Origin of the sequence: Phenylobacterium sp. (genome assembly GCF_036963605.1) — a bacterium.
Classification (GTDB): domain Bacteria; phylum Pseudomonadota; class Alphaproteobacteria; order Caulobacterales; family Caulobacteraceae; genus Phenylobacterium.
Window position 1 is genome coordinate 1 of record NZ_JBALUY010000077.1, and the last position, 16,171, is coordinate 16,171.

17 protein-coding genes are annotated in these 16,171 nt (G+C 68.6%); 5 read left to right on the forward strand and 12 right to left on the reverse strand.

What is annotated here, in order from left to right:
• Positions 1–410 (forward strand): type II secretion system protein N (gene gspN / locus V7702_RS13750; protein WP_335650667.1); only part of this gene is annotated, 410 nt, incomplete at its 5' end.
• Here gspN and V7702_RS13755 read toward each other — a convergent pair.
• From V7702_RS13755 to V7702_RS13780, 6 genes are all read right to left on the reverse strand, one after another.
• Positions 396–1,151 carry a prepilin peptidase gene (locus V7702_RS13755; RefSeq protein WP_335650668.1) on the reverse strand — a complete coding sequence of 252 codons (756 nt, stop codon included), beginning with the start codon at positions 1,149–1,151 and terminating at the stop codon, positions 396–398. The two genes, gspN and V7702_RS13755, sit on opposite strands and share 15 nt — an antisense overlap.
• Positions 1,152–1,188: 37 nt before the next feature.
• Positions 1,189–2,223, reverse strand: a complete 1,035-nt coding sequence (locus V7702_RS13760; RefSeq protein ID WP_335650680.1) for a substrate-binding domain-containing protein — start codon at positions 2,221–2,223, stop codon at positions 1,189–1,191.
• A 77-nt stretch (positions 2,224–2,300) separates the two neighbouring features.
• On the reverse strand, positions 2,301–3,299 hold the full coding sequence (locus V7702_RS13765; protein ID WP_335650669.1) for a phytase: 999 nt from the start codon (positions 3,297–3,299) through the stop codon (positions 2,301–2,303).
• A gap of 189 nt (positions 3,300–3,488) precedes the next feature.
• The gene (locus tag V7702_RS13770) at positions 3,489–3,731 is read right to left on the reverse strand and encodes a DUF4170 domain-containing protein (protein ID WP_300577242.1); all 243 of its coding nucleotides are present in this window, start codon (positions 3,729–3,731) and stop codon (positions 3,489–3,491) included.
• Positions 3,732–3,750: 19 nt separating this feature from the next.
• Positions 3,751–4,560 carry a 3'(2'),5'-bisphosphate nucleotidase CysQ gene (locus tag V7702_RS13775; protein WP_335650670.1) on the reverse strand — a complete coding sequence of 270 codons (810 nt, stop codon included), beginning with the start codon at positions 4,558–4,560 and terminating at the stop codon, positions 3,751–3,753.
• Complete coding sequence (locus V7702_RS13780) at positions 4,557–5,888, reverse strand: TldD/PmbA family protein (protein WP_335650681.1); 1,332 nt, start codon at positions 5,886–5,888, stop codon at positions 4,557–4,559. The genes V7702_RS13775 and V7702_RS13780 overlap by 4 nt, the downstream gene beginning before the upstream one ends.
• Before the next feature lie 180 nt (positions 5,889–6,068).
• On the opposite strand from V7702_RS13780, the gene katG reads away from it, so the two are divergent.
• Entirely contained in the window at positions 6,069–8,309 is a 2,241-nt protein-coding gene (katG, locus tag V7702_RS13785) for a catalase/peroxidase HPI (protein ID WP_442958423.1), read from the forward strand.
• Positions 8,310–8,361: 52 nt separating this feature from the next.
• Here katG and V7702_RS13790 read toward each other — a convergent pair whose 3' ends face one another.
• Entirely contained in the window at positions 8,362–8,763 is a 402-nt protein-coding gene (locus tag V7702_RS13790; protein WP_335650671.1) for an MAPEG family protein, read from the reverse strand.
• Positions 8,764–8,927: 164 nt separating this feature from the next.
• Between V7702_RS13790 and V7702_RS13795 the strand changes: the two genes are divergently transcribed.
• Entirely contained in the window at positions 8,928–9,830 is a 903-nt protein-coding gene (locus V7702_RS13795) for an EamA family transporter (RefSeq protein ID WP_335650672.1), read from the forward strand.
• 126 nt (positions 9,831–9,956) lie between these two features.
• On the opposite strand, the gene V7702_RS13800 is transcribed toward V7702_RS13795, so the two are convergent.
• The gene (locus tag V7702_RS13800) at positions 9,957–11,474 is read right to left on the reverse strand and encodes a UbiD family decarboxylase (protein ID WP_335650673.1); all 1,518 of its coding nucleotides are present in this window, start codon (positions 11,472–11,474) and stop codon (positions 9,957–9,959) included.
• 97 nt (positions 11,475–11,571) lie between these two features.
• On the opposite strand from V7702_RS13800, the gene V7702_RS13805 reads away from it, so the two are divergent.
• Both V7702_RS13805 and V7702_RS13810 read left to right on the forward strand, forming a co-directional pair.
• A complete protein-coding gene (locus V7702_RS13805; protein ID WP_335650674.1) occupies positions 11,572–11,799 on the forward strand; it encodes a hypothetical protein in 228 nt (75 codons plus the stop codon).
• 255 nt (positions 11,800–12,054) lie between these two features.
• Positions 12,055–12,351 (forward strand): UrcA family protein, encoded by a 297-nt coding sequence (locus tag V7702_RS13810; RefSeq protein WP_335650675.1) that lies wholly within the window; start codon positions 12,055–12,057, stop codon positions 12,349–12,351.
• On the opposite strand, the gene V7702_RS13815 is transcribed toward V7702_RS13810, so the two are convergent.
• The 4 genes from V7702_RS13815 to V7702_RS13830 all read right to left on the reverse strand — a co-directional run.
• Entirely contained in the window at positions 12,348–12,698 is a 351-nt protein-coding gene (locus V7702_RS13815; protein WP_335650676.1) for an MmcQ/YjbR family DNA-binding protein, read from the reverse strand. The genes V7702_RS13810 and V7702_RS13815 overlap by 4 nt on opposite strands.
• A gap of 15 nt (positions 12,699–12,713) precedes the next feature.
• Entirely contained in the window at positions 12,714–14,489 is a 1,776-nt protein-coding gene (gene ggt / locus V7702_RS13820) for a gamma-glutamyltransferase (protein WP_335650677.1), read from the reverse strand.
• A gap of 79 nt (positions 14,490–14,568) precedes the next feature.
• The gene (locus V7702_RS13825; protein ID WP_335650678.1) at positions 14,569–15,231 is read right to left on the reverse strand and encodes a class I SAM-dependent methyltransferase; all 663 of its coding nucleotides are present in this window, start codon (positions 15,229–15,231) and stop codon (positions 14,569–14,571) included.
• A 66-nt stretch (positions 15,232–15,297) separates the two neighbouring features.
• A partial coding sequence (locus tag V7702_RS13830) for a fatty acid desaturase family protein (protein WP_335650679.1) occupies positions 15,298–16,171 on the reverse strand: 874 nt, incomplete at its 5' end.

The following is a 16,171-nucleotide window of genomic DNA, read 5'->3' on the forward strand; positions in this document are numbered from 1 at the left end:
TCGACGTGGACGCCGTCCTGCCGCTAGGCCAGCTTGCGCCAGCCTCGGGACTGGCGGGAACGGTGCGGATGGCCGCCGTCTCCATCGACCTTCGGGACGGCGAGTGTCGGCGGGCCGGCGGCCAGGTCGCCCTGGAGGACATCAGCCTTGCGGGTCTGCAACTGCCAGGGCTCGTCCTGTCCGGGGACCCGACGTGCGCGGGCGCCTCGCTCGCCCTGCCGCTTCGGGGCCAGGCCGAAGGGGTTGATGTGCAGGCTGACCTGCTGATCGGAGCCGACGGCGGCTATCAGATGGACATGATCCTGCGCACCACCCGCCCCGAGGTGGAGGCCGCCCTGGGGATGGCTGGCTATGAGCGAACCCTGAACGGCTATCAGCGCCGGCTGGTGGGGCGGTTAGGCCAGCCCTAGGGGGCCATAGAGCCAGGTCAGCCAGACGCCAGCGGCCAGGAACAAGCCGAACGGCAGGGGCTGGTCGGCGGCCAGGGTCTTGCCCCGAAGGCGCAGGACCAGCGCGAAGACGAGGCCAGACGCTGCGGCGATCAGCAGGATGCTGGGCAGGGCGATGGCCCCGCACCAGGCGCCGCCGCCGGCCAGTAGATAGGCGTCGCCGCCCCCCAGGCCCTCCCGCCCCCTCAGTCTGCGATAGGCCAGGGCCAGCAGGCTGAGGCCTGCGAAGCCGAGGAGCGCGCCCAGCAGATGCGCCGCCAGCGCCCCCTGGGCTGCGGCGACCGCCAAACCCGAGACGATCAGGGGCAGGGTCAGCATCCGCGGCAGCCAGAAGTGCTCGGCGTCCAGCAGGGCCAGCAGCAGAAGCTGCCAGGCGAGCAGGGCGCCGAGGAACCCCTCGGCTGACGGATGAACCAGGGCGGCCCACAGGGCGAGGGCCGGGCACGCCAGCTCCAGAGCCAGGTAGCGGGACGGAATCTGGGCGCCGCAGGTCCGGCACCGGCTAAGCAGCAGCAGGTAGGATAGGATCGGGATCAGATCGATGGGGCCCAAGGGCCGCGCGCAGGCGAGGCAGGCCGAGCGCGCCAGGCCGACCGGTTTGCCCTCGGGCAGTCGTAGGCTCATCAGGCCGAGAAAACTGCCAACGAAGGGGCCGAGCGCCACGGCGGCGACCAGCCAGCTCAGGTCCGGTTGCAGGGGCATGGGACGTCGGCGGGACCGGGGTCCCGCCGATCGGTCCTTAGTCGGGCCGGCTCATCGCGGTCATGGCGCTGGCGGTGGCTTTTGCGGCCTCATGCTCGGGCGGGAGCAGCGGGATCAGGCCGCGGCTCTGCAGATAGCCGCCGCGCCCGGTCGCCGCGTCGGAGGTGAACTCGGTGACGAATTCCTGCAGCCCAAGGGTCACCCCCACATGGGCCTTCTTCACATAGATGAAGATCGAGCGGGACAGGGGATAGGTCCCCTGGGCGATGGTGGCCACCGTGGGCGCGATGCCGTCGATCGACATGGCCTTCACCTTGTCGCCGTTCTCCTCCAGGAAGGAATAGCCGAACACGCCCAGGGAGCCCGGAGTCTTGGTCAGGGTCTGGACGATGGCGTTGTCGTTCTCGCCGGAGTCCACCCAGCCTTCGCGGCGCAGGGGGTGGGTCATCTGCTTGAACTCGTCGGAGTCCCGTTCGCGCAATGCTTCGGCGGTGGGATAGGAGCGGGCCGAAGCCTCGATGCCGAGTTCCACGAAGGCGTCGCGGGTGCCCGAGGTGGGGGGCGGGCCATAGACCAGGATGCGGTTGTCGGGCAGGCCCGGGCCGATCTCGTTCCAGTTGGTGTAAGGATTGGGCACGAACTTGCCGCCGCGCAGCACATTGGCGCCCAGCGCCAGATAGAGGTGGGGCAGGCGGAACTGATAGTCCGGCGCGCTGCGGTCAGCGGCGATGACGATGCCGTCATAGCCCACCTTCAGCTCGACGATATCGTCCACGCCGTTCGCGGCGCAGGTGTCGAATTCCTGCTGGGTCATCGGCCGCGAGGCGTTGGCGATGTCGGGGAAGTTGTCACCAACCCCGCCGCAGAACAGCTTGATGCCGCCGCCGGTCCCCAGGGATTCGACGTTGGGGGCCTTCATTCCGGTCTTGCGGGCGTAGTTCTCGGCGACCCGGGTGGCGAAGGGGAAGACGGTCGAGGAGCCGGCTGCCCACACATAGTCCCGCGCCGCATGCGCGCTGCCGGCGCCGCCCAGCAGGGCGAGGGCGGCGCAGAGGCCCATAAGCTTCTTCATCATGTCTCTCCTAGCTCGCCGGCGGAGCGCGTCGCAGCGCCCATTTGGCTCTAAGGCCCCAATTTTGGCCCCCAGGCCTAAGGCGCCGTGAGGTTGATTTCCAGGGCCGACTTCACCGCCCGCCAGTCCACCAGTTTGAAGTTCTGACGCTCCCGACGGACCTCGCTGGAGGCGCCTTCGGTGTCGGCGTCATCCTGCACGACGATCAGGCCCTCGGCATAGGGGCCAACAGGCCCGCCCAGAGCGGCCACGCCGTCGGTCCCGCTGACCGCATCCACATCGCCGGCTGCGGCGACAGAGAAGCGTCCTTGATAGTCGGCGGCTTCGCCGGCCACCCGCCAGACGGCGAAGGCGTTGTCCCCCTGGCTCGAGGCGATCAGGAAGGCCTGGCCGGAATCCCGCAGCAGGGTCAGCCCTTCGACGTCGGGAGTCAGGCGGGGGCCGGGGGCGGCCTCCAGCAGGGAGCGGGCGCCGCCGGCTGCCGGGTCGAGGGAATAGCGCCAGACGCCCTTCATCTCCTCGCCCACATAGAGGGCGCCGGTCTCGTCATCGACGACGCAGCCCTCGGACTGGGAGCCGACGGCGAAGCTCTGCTCCTCGACGCCCACGGGCTCGCCGTCCTCGTCGCGCACGCGGACCTGGCGGACGTCGCCGTCCTTACCGACCACGATCACGATCACATCGTCGCCGCGGCGGGCCATGCACAGGCCATAGGGTTCGCTGACCGGAACCGGCACCAGGCCCCAGGTCCGGACGTCCAGCGTGTCGGGGTCCATCAGGAACAGGAGTGCGCCGCCCCGGCTGCGATGGCTGGCGGCGATCAGCACCTGGGCCTTGCCGCCGACCATGAAGCTGTCGCGCAGGTCCACATTGTTCAGCGGACCTTCGGGCAGGAAGGCGCGCACCTGGCCATCCAGCCCGTAGGCGTAGAGGCCGGCCTTCTTGTCGGTGCCGAAGATCACCGCGCGGTTGGGATCGCGGGGATCGGCCCAGATTTCGGGGTCATCGGCGGCGTCGCTGTTGGCGGTGCCCACGGCCACGGTCTCATGGGCCGCAGGAACCGGGGTTCCGCTCAACGTGCCGTCCTTGGGCGCGTCGGAGCCGAAGCCTGCGCAACCGGCAAGCAGAAGTCCGAGGGCTGTGGCCCCCGCCACACCCGGCTGGGCAAGAGTCGATCTGAACAAGGGAGCCTCCGTGAGCATCATTCTGCCCACGTCGGGTGACAGTTTTCGGACATGACGGAGGCTTGTCGCCCCGCCCCTCGTTCAGCCGCCGGGCTTCTCGCCGTCCAGCTGGGGATCCAGCAGCTTGTGGGCGTGGATGATGAAATAGCGCATCAGGGCGTTGTCCACCGTGGCCAGGGCCTTGGATCGCCAGACCGCCAGGGCTTGCTCGTAAGTAGGATAGGCGCCGACCAGGTCGATCTTTGATGGGTCACGGAAACGAACTTGCTCGACTTCCTCGAGTTCGCCGCCGATCACGATGTGCAAAAGCTGTTTGTCGGGCATGTCTTCCTCAAAAGAGGGCTCAGTTTGGTATGGCGATATGCGAGACCCGCGCCATGATCAATGGGGCCAATCGCGGCGCCGCGCATAACAGACTCCGTTGGGACGGAATCCGACCATTATAGGCGAAGCCGCCCCCCAGGTGGTCGCCGCAATAGGCTCCCGCCTCCCGGGCCACCAGGTCGGCTGCGGCCAGGTCCCAGTCGGCCTTGGCCACCAGGGCCAGGGCAGCGTCGAACTGGCCTGACGCCACCAGACACATGCGATAGGCGGTCGAGTTGCGTGATTCCACGCGCATGATCGGCCAGGGCTCCGGCCAGGATGGGTGGTCGAACATCCGCTGGTCCCCGACCATGCCGCAACCGTCCAGCCGCACCGTCGGGGCCGGCACGATCAGCGACCCGTTCAGCTTGGCGCCGCCGCCGACGGTGGCGGTGTAGACTTCGCCCACCTGTGGCGCATAGACGACGCCGGCGATCGGCTGTCCGTCCTCGACCACGGCGGCCGAGATCACCCACCAGGGCTTGTCCTTCATGTAGGCCCGGGTGCCGTCGATGGGATCGACCACGAACACCCGCCGACGGTCCAGCCGCTCCAGATCGTCGGCCGTCTCCTCCGACAGCCAGCCGTAGTCGGGGCGCGCCCGGCCCAGGGTGGTCTTCAAGAGGGTGTCGGTGGCGAAGTCGGCGTTGGTGACCGGCGAATTGCCTTCCTTCCAAGCGATCTTCAGTCCCCGCGCCCGCAACTCCAGGGCCAGGGTTCCGGCCTCCACGGCGGCGGCGACCAGAAGCTCCAGGTCCTGGACAGGGCTGGGGGCGGCGCTGGGGCTCATTTCCCCGCGATCGCCAGGGCGTCGATCAGCACCGACGGCGCATTGGACGCTCCGCGGATCTCCAGGTCCGAGCCGGGGACGAGCCGGGCGTACATCTCGATCAGATTTCCCGCCACGGTGATCTCGCTGACCGGATAGGCGAGCTGCCCGTCCTCGAACCAGAAGCCGGAGCAACCCACCGACCAGTCGCCGGTGTTGCCGTTCAGGGATGGGCCGAACATGGAGGTGATCAGCAGGCCCTTGCCGGCGCTGCGCATCAGGCTCGCCTGATCCTCGGTCCCGGGCTGCAGGGTCAGATTGGAGACGCCGACGCCGGGCGGCCCGGCCAAGCCGCGGGAGGCGTGGCCGGTGGTCTCCAGGCCCAGTTGCCGGGCCGAACTGGAGTTCAGTAGCCAGGTGGTCAGGACGCCCTTGTCGATCAGATCCATGGCCGTGGTCTCGACGCCTTCGTCGTCGAAGGGGCTGGAGCCCAGGCCTCGGCGGCGGTGGGGATCGTCGGTCAGGGTCACGTCAGGCGCGAAGACCGGTTGGCCGAGCTTGTCCTTCAGGAAGGAGGAGCCGCGGGCGATGGAGGGGCCTGAGATCGCGCCGATCAGCGGACTGATGATCAACATGGCCAGGCGGTTCTCGAAAATCACCGGGGCGGTGGTCGAGGCGATCTTGCGCGAGCCCAGCCTTGCGGCGGCCCGGCGGCCGGCCTCGGTTCCGATCCCTTCGGGCCCAGGCAGATCCTCGTGCCAGCGCACCGAGCGGCCATCATAGCCGGTCTCCATGGACAGGCCGTCGCCGGCGATGGCCGAGGCGCCCAGCGAGAATCCGGACGCCTGGTGAGCGCCGGCGAAGCCGTGGCTTGTGGCGATCAGCCATTTGGCCGTGGACCATCCAGCCGTGGCGCCGTCGGAATTGACCACGCCGTCCACCGCCCGGGCCGAGGCTTCGGCGGCTCGCGCGCGATCTTCCAGGGTTTCCGGCGAAAGCTCGGTGGGATCGTAGAGATCAAGATCGAGGTGCGGTCCCTTGGCCAGCCGCTCGGCGGGGGCGAAACCGGCATAGGGATCTTCAGGCGCCAGGCGGGCCATGGCCACGGCCCGGTCCACCAGCTTGGACAAGGCTTCAGGCGAGAGGTCCGAACCCGACACCGTCGCCTGGCGCTGGCCGACAAAGACCCGCAGGCCGAGGTCGCGGGATTCCTCGCGCTCGACCTCTTCCAACTCGCCCTCGCGGACGGAGATCGACAGGGACTGGCGTTCGGCGGTGACGGCCTCAGCAGCATCGGCGCCGGCCTTGCGGGCGGCGTCGATCAGCTCGGCGAGCAGGTTTTGATCCATCCCAGCCATATGGCGAACCTCAAGCGGTCGAGCAAGCTGAGTAAGGCTGAACAGGGCCGAGTCGGACGCGGCGCCGCTTGATAGAAATTACCGTGCATGGTCATCAAGTTTATTGATTTTCCAATGCGCCGCCCCCGGGCCTAGGCTCCATCAACGCCTAGAACGCGAGGGAGAACGACCATGGACGACGCCTCCAATACCGGCGATCCGCTGGGCTGCCCGATGAAGCAGCCTGCGGCGCTTCGATCCCTGCTCGGCCGCACCAATCGTGACTGGTGGCCCAATCAGCTGTCGCTGGACATCCTCCACCAGCAGGGCCTGCACGGCGACCCGATGGGGGATGACTTCGATTATCCCAAGGCCTTCCAGTCCCTGGACTATGCGGCGGTCAAGCGTGACCTGACCGCCCTGATGACCGACAGCCAGCCCTGGTGGCCGGCCGACTACGGCCATTACGGCCCCTTCTTCATCCGCATGGCCTGGCACAGCGCCGGCACCTATCGCAGCGGCGATGGGCGGGGCGGCTCATCCTCGGGCTCCCAGCGGTTCGCGCCGCTGAACAGCTGGCCCGACAACGCCAACCTCGACAAGGCGCGGCGCCTGCTGTGGCCGATCAAGCAGAAGTACGGCGCCAAGCTCTCCTGGGCCGACCTGATGATCCTGGCCGGCAATGTGGCCATCGAGTCCATGGGTGGGCCGGTCTTCGGCTTTGGCGGTGGCCGCGCCGACATCTGGGAGCCGGAAAAAGACATCTACTGGGGCACCGAGGAGCAGTGGGTGGGTCACGAGGAGAACCAGACCCGCATCCAGCCTGACAAGGAAATGGTGCTGGAAGATCCCCTGGCCGCGATCCAGATGGGGCTGATCTACGTCAATCCCGAGGGGCCGGGGGGCAATCCCGACCCGATCCAGTCAGGCCGTGACATTCGCGAGACCTTCGCCCGCATGGGCATGAATGACGAAGAGACCGTGGCCCTGACCGCCGGCGGTCATACCTTCGGCAAGTGTCACGGGGCCGGGGACGCTTCCCTGGTGGGCGCCGAGCCCGAAGGGTCTGACATCGCCCAGCAGGGCCTGGGCTGGACCTCAAGCCACGAGAGCGGCGTGGGCGACCACACCATCACCAGCGGCCTGGAGGGCGCCTGGACGCCTACCCCCATCCAGTGGACGATGAACTACTTCCACATGCTGCTGGACTACGACTACGAGCTGGTGCGCAGCCCGGCCGGAGCCAAGCAGTGGCAGCCGATCAACCAGAAGCCGGAAGACATGGCGCCCGGCGCCCACAGCCCCGACAAGCGCCTGCCGACCATGATGACCACGGCCGACATGGCCATGAAGATGGACCCGAAGTACCGGGAAATCTCCGAGCGGTTCCGCGCCAATCCCGACCAGTTCGCCGACGCCTTCGCCCGGGCCTGGTTCAAGCTGTGCCACCGCGACATGGGTCCGAAGTCCCGCTACCTCGGGCCTGAGGTGCCGGCCGAAGACCTGCTGTGGCAGGACCCGATTCCGCCCGTTGATCATCCGCTGATCGGCACCGCCGACATCGCCGCGCTGAAGGGCAAGATCCTGGGCTCAGGGCTGACCGTGGCCGAGCTGGTGACGACCGCCTGGGCCTCGGCCTCGACCTATCGCGGCTCCGACCACCGCGGCGGCGCCAATGGCGGGCGCATCCGCCTGGCGCCGCAGAAGGACTGGGAGGTCAACCAGCCGGCCCAACTGGCCCGCGTGCTTCACGTGCTGGAGGGAATCAAGGCGAGTTTCGACGCCTCCGCGCCGGGCGGCAAGAAGGTGTCCATCGCCGACCTGATCGTCCTGGGCGGCGTTGCGGCGGTGGAGAAGGCGGCCAAGGACGTTGGCCATGACGTCCAGGCGCCCTTCACGCCTGGCCGCACAGACGCCTCGGCCGAACAGACCGATATCGAGAACTTCGAGGTGCTCGAGCCCAAGGCCGATGGCTTCCGCAACTATCTGCAGGTGCGGTTCAGCGTGCCGACCGAGGAGCTGCTGATCGACCGGGCGCAGCTGCTAGGCCTCAGCGCGCCGGAGATGACGGTGCTGGTGGGCGGCCTGCGGGTGCTGGGCGCCAATCACGGCGGTCAGTCCCACGGGGTCCTGACCGATCGTCCAGGCCAGCTGACCAACGACTTCTTCGTCAACCTGCTCGACATGGGCACGGCGTGGAAAGAGGTCGACGACCGCGGCGACGAGGTCTTCGTCGGCACGCTCCGCGACACCGACGAGGAAAAGTGGACGGCCACGCGCACGGACTTGGTGTTCGGCTCCAACTCGCAGCTGCGGGCCCTGTCGGAGGTCTACGCCGCCTCTGACGCGAGCCGGAAGTTCGTCGACGACTTCGTCAAGGCCTGGACCAAGGTCATGAACGCCGACCGCTTCGACCTCGCCCGGGCGGCCTGAAGGCGCTTGATCTCTCCCGCCGTGGCGCGCTTTGCGTCGCGGCGGGACGATCTCAGACGATGGCGTAGAACAGCAGGGCGACCCCTGCGAAGACGTAGGAAATCCAGGTCAGGGTCACGCCGATCGCACGGGGAAAGGACACGCCGCCGTTCTGCGACAGCCCGACGGCGTGCATCACCCGGCCCGAGAACAGCGCCAGGCCTGCGATGTGAACCGCAAGGGGCGGGGCCTCCACCAGCGCCAGGACACCGATGGCGGCCAGTCCCGCGGGAATGTATTCGGTCGCGTTGCCGAAGGCCCGGATAGCCTGGGCCAGCTCCGGAATGCCGTCGTCGCCGAAGGCCACCTTGTGCCTCTGCCGCTGGCGGACCACCAGCATCGAAAGCGCCAGCAGCAGAAAGAGATGCAGCCCCGTCCAGAGCGCTGCGGCGTGTCCCGACGTGATCAGGTTCATGATGGTCCCCCCGTGCGCCCCCGCACGGCTCGCAGTTGGACTGCGAATTCGCCCCTGGGGCAAGGGGGGATCGCCCCTTTCAAGACGAGCACGGATGCGGCCATGGACAAGTCTGGCGCCAAGCGCCACATGAGCGCCAGTCCCGTCCCCCCAGGCCCTCGCCCATGCCCGTCGCCGCCCTGCCGTTGCCCCACTTCCTGCTGGCCCTGGCGGTGGTGGCGGTCTGGGGGACCAACTTCGTGGTCATCAAGTACGGCCTGGCGGAGTTGCCGCCCTTGGCCTTCGCGGCGCTGAGGTTCTTCTTCGCCCTGGTCCCCGCCGTCTTCTTCCTGCCGCGGCCCAAGGTCCCGTGGGGTCACCTGGCGGCCTATGGCGTGCTGATCGGGGCGGGCCAGTTTGGCCTGCTCTACATCGCCATGAACGGCCAGATTTCGCCGGGCCTCGCCTCCCTGGTGGTGCAGGTCCAGGTCTTCTTCACGATTGGCCTGGCCATGGCCGCAACGGGAGAGCGGGTCAGGCTATTCCAGATCGCCGCCCTGGCGCTGGCCACCGTCGGCATCGGCGTGATCCTGGCCCATTCGGACCGCGCCACCACGCCGCTGGGCCTGGCCCTGGTGATCCTGGCGGCCATGGGCTGGGCCGGCGGCAACCACGTGGCCAAGCTGAGCGGCCGGGTGAACATGCTGGCCTATGTGGTCTGGGCGAGCCTGTTCTCCGTCCCGCCCCTGGTGGCCATGTCCCTGGTCCTGGAGGGCTGGCCGACCGTGCGGCTGGCCCTGGGGGAGGCGAGTCCTGCGGCCTGGGCGGCGGTGGCCTGGCAGTCGGTGGGCAACACCCTGTTCGGCTACGCCGCCTGGGGCTGGCTGCTGGCGCGGCATCCGGCGGCGACCATCACGCCCATGGCCCTGCTGGTGCCGGTGTTCGGCATGGGCGCCTCGGCGCTCCTGCTGGGGGAGGCCATGCCGGTCTGGAAGATAGCTGCGGCCAGCCTTGTGATGGCCGGCCTCGCCCTCAACATCCTCTGGCCCATCGTCGCGGCCCGAAGGCTGCCGCCGCCCGCGGCGTGACCTTCCCCTTCGCCGTCATGGTCGGACTTGATCCGACCATCCATGCACACGGACGACGCGCGGTGTTCATGCGCCCTCGGGTCAAGCCCGAGGGCGACGGAAGTTGGAGCGTGCAGGAGCCAGCGCTCAGCCCTTCAGGGGCGGCAGGCCGAGGCTCGCCCAGCGGTCGGTGACCCGGGCGACGGTGGCCGCGTCCATGTCGAGCTTTTCGCCCCATTCGCGGTGGGTTTCCGGCGGCCACTTGTTGGTGGCGTCCAGGCCGATCTTCGATCCCAGGCCGCTTTCCGGCGAGGCGAAGTCGAGATAGTCGATCGGCGTGCCCTCCACGAGGGTGATGTCCCGGGCCGGGTCCATACGGGTTGACAGCGCCCACATGACGTCCTTCCAGTCGCGGGCGTCGATGTCGTCGTCCACGACGATCACCCACTTGGTGTACATGAACTGCCGCAGGTAGCTCCAGACGCCCATCATCACGCGCTTGGCGTGGCCGGGATAGGCCTTCTTCATGGAGACCACGGCGATCCGGTACGAGCAGCCCTCCGGCGGCAGCCAGAAGTCGACGATCTCCGGAAACTGCTGGCGTAGCAGGGGAATGAACACCTCGTTCAGCGCCTCGCCGAGCACGCTGGGCTCGTCCGGCGGCCGGCCGGTGAAGGTGGTCAGATAGATCGGGTCCCGGCGCATGGTGATGGCGCTCACCTGGAAGACCGGGAACTTCTCGACCGAATTGTAATAGCCGGTGTGGTCGCCATAGGGGCCTTCGTCGGCATATTCATCCAGCAGCACATGACCCTCGATGACGATCTCGGCCTCGGCCGGCACCATCAGGGGCACGGTCTTGGCCGCCACCAGTTCGGCCTTGGCGCCGCGCATCAGGCCGGCGAACTGGTATTCCGACAGGGTCTCGGGCACCGGGGTCACCGCCGCCAGGATCGTGCCGGGATCGGCGCCCAGGACCGCGCAGGCGGGCAGGGCGTCGGGCTTGCCGGCCGCCTTCCAGCGCCGGTGATGCTGGGCGCCGCCCCGATGGGCCAGCCAGCGCATGATGGTGCGATCCTTGCCCAGCACCTGCATGCGGTAGATGCCGAGATTGTAGTCGTCCTCCCGGTCGGTGGACGGCCCCTTGGTGACCACCAGCGGCCAGGTGATGAGCGGGGCGGGCTCGCCCGGCCAGCAGGTCTGGATGGGCAGCTTGGTCAGGTCGATCTGGTCGCCGGTCCAGACGATCTCCTGCACCGGCGCCTTCTTCACCGTGGCCGGGCGCATGGCCATCACCGTCTTGGCGAGCGGCAGCATGTCCAGCGCGTCCTTCAGCCCCCGGGGCGGCTCAGGCGCCCGGAGGAAGGCCAGAAGTTCGCCGACCTCGCGCAGGTCGGCCGCCGTGGTGCGTTCGCGCCCCTCCAGCGTGACGCCCATGGCCACCCGCTTGACCGTGCCGAACAGATTGACCAGGCAGGGCATGGGCGAGCGCTCGCCGTCGGCGCGGATGACGTTCTCGAACAGGACCGCCGGCCCGCTCTGGCGCAGCAGGCGGCGATGGATCTCGGTCATCTCCAGGACGGTGGAGACCGGCTCAGACACCCGCACCAGCTCGCCGGCGGCTTCCAGCTTGGCGATGAATTCCCGCAGCGACCGATAGGCCATGAGCCCTCCCAAGCGTGATCTGATTCCAGGACTTAGGGCCGTGGGGCGCCGGTGTCACCCTTTGCGCCGGGCCCGCTTGCCGCTAGATTCTGCGCCCATGAAGCGCCTCGACCTCGACGACCTGCCGCCCAAGATCGCCCAGCTGCTGTCCGGCCTTGAGGAGGGGGAGGAACTGATCCTCGTCCAGGGCGGCGCGGTGGCCGGCCGCCTGCGCGGCGGCGTTGCGCCTGCGCCGGCGATCGAGGAAGAGCCTGAACCCTACAACAACCAGCGAGCTGCCGAGATCTTCGAACAGTTCCGCTCGGCGGTCGAAGACGAGTTTTAGGCTCAGCAGTCTCCCCCACATCGTCATGCTCGGCCTTGTGCCGAGCATCCCTCGTCGGGGCTAAGCGCAAGCGTCGCGAGGGATCCTGGGCACAAGGCCCAGGATGACGGTTGAGGGGAGGGGCGCTGCGCGTCTAGAGGCGGATCCGAGGTCTTCCCCTGGCCCCATTCGCTCCCCATCTTTCTGACGTGACCCAACGGAATCCGAGCGGCCGTCAGAGCCGCCGCCGCAGGGTCGGTCATTAGGGAGACGAAAATGTTCAAGCTTGCTTCAGCCGCGCTCGCCGCGGCGCTTCTGGCGACTCCGGTCCTCGCCGCGCCGGCCACCACGGGTCAGGCCACCGTCAATGTCACCAACCTCAATCCCGCCAACGCCGCCGACGCCCAGCGTCTGGAACGGCGGGTGGAGCGCGCCGCCTTCGCCGCCTGTGGCGGGCATGAGGGCAGTGTGCGGATGCTCAAGCGTACGGTTACCCGGTCTGACTGCTACCAGGACACCCTGGCCCAGGCCCGCGCCGCGGTCGGCATTGGCCAGCAGTACGCCGCCCGCTAGCTGGAGGTCTTGGTTGCCTCATAGCCCTTGGCCATCGCCCTGGTGACGAGCTTGCGCCACCGGCGCTCCAGCAGACTGTGCAGCGACCCCGGATCGAGGCTTTCGATCCGGGCGAGCACGGTGGGGTAGTTCTGATAGTGCGGCGTCAGGTGGAAGGTGGCGGGCTCCGCCGCCATCAGCATTTCGCGCTCGTCGAAGCCGACGTCGCTCAACACCACGCTTCCGTCCTCGCCTCGCAAGCGGGTGAAGAACTTGCCGCGCACCTTGAAGGACGGATAGCCATAGGACGTGCCCTCCTCCGCGCCAGGGAAGGCGAGGATGATGTCGCGCATCTCAGCTTCGGTCACAGGGACCTCCCCAGGTCAGTAGGCCAGCGCCACCCCGTCCTTGCGCATCTCGGTGGCCGCGGCATAGCGGCCGGGCCAGCGCTCAATGGCCTGATAGCCGCCGAAGCTGCCATCGCTCTCGCCGATCTTCCAGCCGAGATCGACCAGGGCCTTGCGGGTGGCCGCCGGCACGCCGCTTTCCAGGTGCAGCAGGCCGGTCCCCGGGGTGACCTCGCCGGTGGGCTCCGATCCGCCGCCGTGGCGCCAGCGTGGGCTGTCGCCGGCCTCCTGCACGCCGAGATCGAAGTCGACCATGTTGGAGATGATCTGGGCCTGACCCTGGGGCTGCATGTCGCCGCCCATGACACCGAAGGACAGCCACGGCGCCCCGTCCTTCACCGCGAAGCCGGGGATGATGGTCTGGAAGGGCCGCTTGCCGGGCGCATAGACATTGGGATGGCCGTCGGTGAGGGCGAACATCTCGCCGCGGTTCTGCAGCATGAAGCCCAGGCCGTCCGGCGACAGGCCCGAGCCCATGCCCCGATAGTTGGACTGGATGATAGACACCATCATCCCGTCCTTGTCGGCGGTGGTGAAATAGGTGGTGTCGCCCCGGGTCGGCGCCTGGCCGGCAAAGACCGTCTGCAGGATGGAGTCGGGTCGGATCAGCCGCGCGCGCTCGGCGGCGTAGTCCTTGGAGATCAGCCATTCGGCCGGCACGTCATAGAAGGACGGGTCGGCGTAGTAGCGGGCGCGGTCCTCGAAGGCGAGGCGCTTGGCCTCGGCTCCGTGGTGGATGGCGGCGGCCGACTGGAAGCCCATGCCGCGGATGTCGAACCGCTCCATGATGTTGAGTTGCTGCAGGGTCGCCAGGCCCTGGCTGTTGGGGCCGAGGCTGTAGACGTCCACCCCGCGATAGGTGCTGGAATAGGCCTTGGTCCATTCGGCCCGGTGGGCGGCCAGGTCAGCCTTGGTCATCCACCCACCGATGCGGCGGAAATAGCGCTCGATCGTTTCGGCGATCTCGCCCTCATAGAAGGCGTCGCGGCCCCCCTGCGCGATCAGGCCATAGGTGCGGGCCAGCGCCGGGTTCTTGAAGATCTCGCCTTCCCGGGGCGTCGCGCCGCTGGGCGCCCAGACGGCCTTGAAGTTGTCGACCTCCTCGATGCCCAACTTGCCGCCGGTGAAGTTGTCGTAGCTGCGGTCCAGGTAGTAGGCGACGTTCTGGCTCACCGGCGCGCCCTCGCTGGCATGGGCGATGGCCGGGGCGAACAGGTCCTTCCAGGGCAGTTTGCCGTAGCGTTCGTGCAGGGTCCACCAGGCGTCCACCGCGCCCGGCACGCTGACGGCGATGGCGCCGTGCGAGGGGATCAGGCCGTTCTTGGCGCGGCTGCGCACCGTCTCCAGGGACAGGCCTCGCGGACTGCGGCCCGAGCCGTTCAGGCCCATGACCTGCTTGGTCTTCGGGTCCCACAGCATGACAAAGCAGTCGCCGCCGATGCCGCAGGCGATGGGCTCGGCATAGCCCAGCACCGCATTGGCCGCGATGGCCGCATCCACAGCCGAGCCCCCGGCCCGCAGGATGTCGATGGCCGCCAGCGTCGCCAGCGGGTGGGCCGTGGCCGCCGCCCCATGGGTTCCCCAGGCTGCGCTGCGACTGGCGAAGGTCGCGCCGTCGATCCGGTCGCCGGGGCCGACGTCGGGCCGGTCGCGATTGGGCGTCGCCTCCCGGCTCTGTCCCGCAGCCCCGCTGGCGAAGAGGGCGCCCGGAAGCGCGGCGGGCAGGGCGGCCAGGAAGGTGCGGCGACGCATGGGCAGGCTCCAGATCAGATGTAACAGCGCCGTCACTATAGGCAGAGGTCCGCGCCGCTGGCGACCGGTCGACGCAGGGTCAGCCCGGCAAGCTCCACACCGCCGTCTTCTTGACCTCCTGGTCCTCGAGCTCGCGCGTTGTGGTGACCTGGTATTCGGCGAGTTTGACCAGGCCTTCGCGGGGGAAGTAGCTGCGGCCGGGGTCGCCGATCAGGACCGTGGCGCCGGCCGATTTCGCCTGTTCCAGCCAGGCCATGACCCGGGCGGCCAGGGGCTTTTCGTAGCAGATGTCGCCGGCCAGGATCACCTCGGCGGGCAGGGGCGGGGCGTCCAGCAGGTCGATGCTGGTGAAGTCGCAGGCCACGCCGTTGGCGGGCGCGTTCAGGGCCAGCGCCGCGCCGCAATAGGCGTCGATATCGGCGGCCAGGACATGGGCCGCGCCGGCCTTGGCGGCGGCGATGGCGACGATGCCCGAGCCCGTGGCGAAGTCGATCACCCGCTTGCCGGCGACGATCTGCGGATGGTCGAGGATGTAGCGGGCCAGCGCCTGGCCGCCGGCCCAGGCGAAGGCCCAGAAGGGCGGCGGCAGGCCGATCTCTTGCAGGGCTTCTTCGGTCAGCCGCCAGATCGGCATGACCTCGTCGGCCAGATGCAGGGTGAGCTCGGGGGTGTGGGGCGGCGCCTGCTGGCGGGTGTTGGCCAGGATGAAGGCGCGGCGGCCCTCGGGGGTCTGCTCGATCACGCCGCTCTCCTGCACCTTGCGCCGATGGCAAGTGGCGAAGAACCCCGTCCCCCGCAAGGGGAATGATCAGGCCGCGGCGAGGCTGGGTGTTTTACCCTTGGAGGCGGCCAGGCGCAGCACCTCCATATAGCTGCCCCGGATCTCCATCTGCGGCCCCAGCCCCTTGCTCAGCAGCAGCCGGTGCGCCTTGGGCAGGCTGTAGCAGGGCAGGTGCATGAAGATGTGGTGCTCGCAGTGATAGTTCACCCAATAGGGGGCGATGAAGGCCCGGGCGATCGGTCCGGCATAGGTGGTCCGGGCGCAACGGAACGGGTCGCGCTCGTCCTTGGCGATACAGGCGTGCTCCCCGATGTTGCGCAGGCGGGTGATCATCTGCAGCCATGTGGCCTGGGGCAGCAGCCATAGGACGAACCAGGCCCACCAGAGGCCGAAGGGCGCGGTCAGCGTGATCGTCACCGCAGCCCCGATCAGCATGCGGCGCTTGCGGATGATCTCGCCCTTGAGGATCGGCCATAGGGCCTCGCCCGGCCTGCGGGTGGCCAGCTGGCTGCGCACCAGGCCGAAACGCTGCTTGAACCAGGTCTGGCCGGTCAGGTCGCGGACGATCTTGCGGCGCAGGGACAGGGGCGTGATGGGGAAGGGGGCCGACAGGACTAGGTCGGGATCCTCGGCCTGCTGGACGAACTTGTGGTGGGTCAGGTGGTAGGGGCGATAGCGGTGCAGGCCGCCGCCGGTCAGCCACTCGCCGGCCCAGTCGTTGATCTTGAGGTTCTTGTGCAGGGCGCCGTGGGCGGCGTCATGCATCATGATCGCCAGGCCCAGCTGTCGTCCGCCGATGATCATCACCGCCAGCGGGATGGTCAGGGGCCAGACGACAGCCACCGCGCCGGCGGCCAGGATCACCACCCACGCATGGGCGATCAGGGCCAGCCCCTTCCAA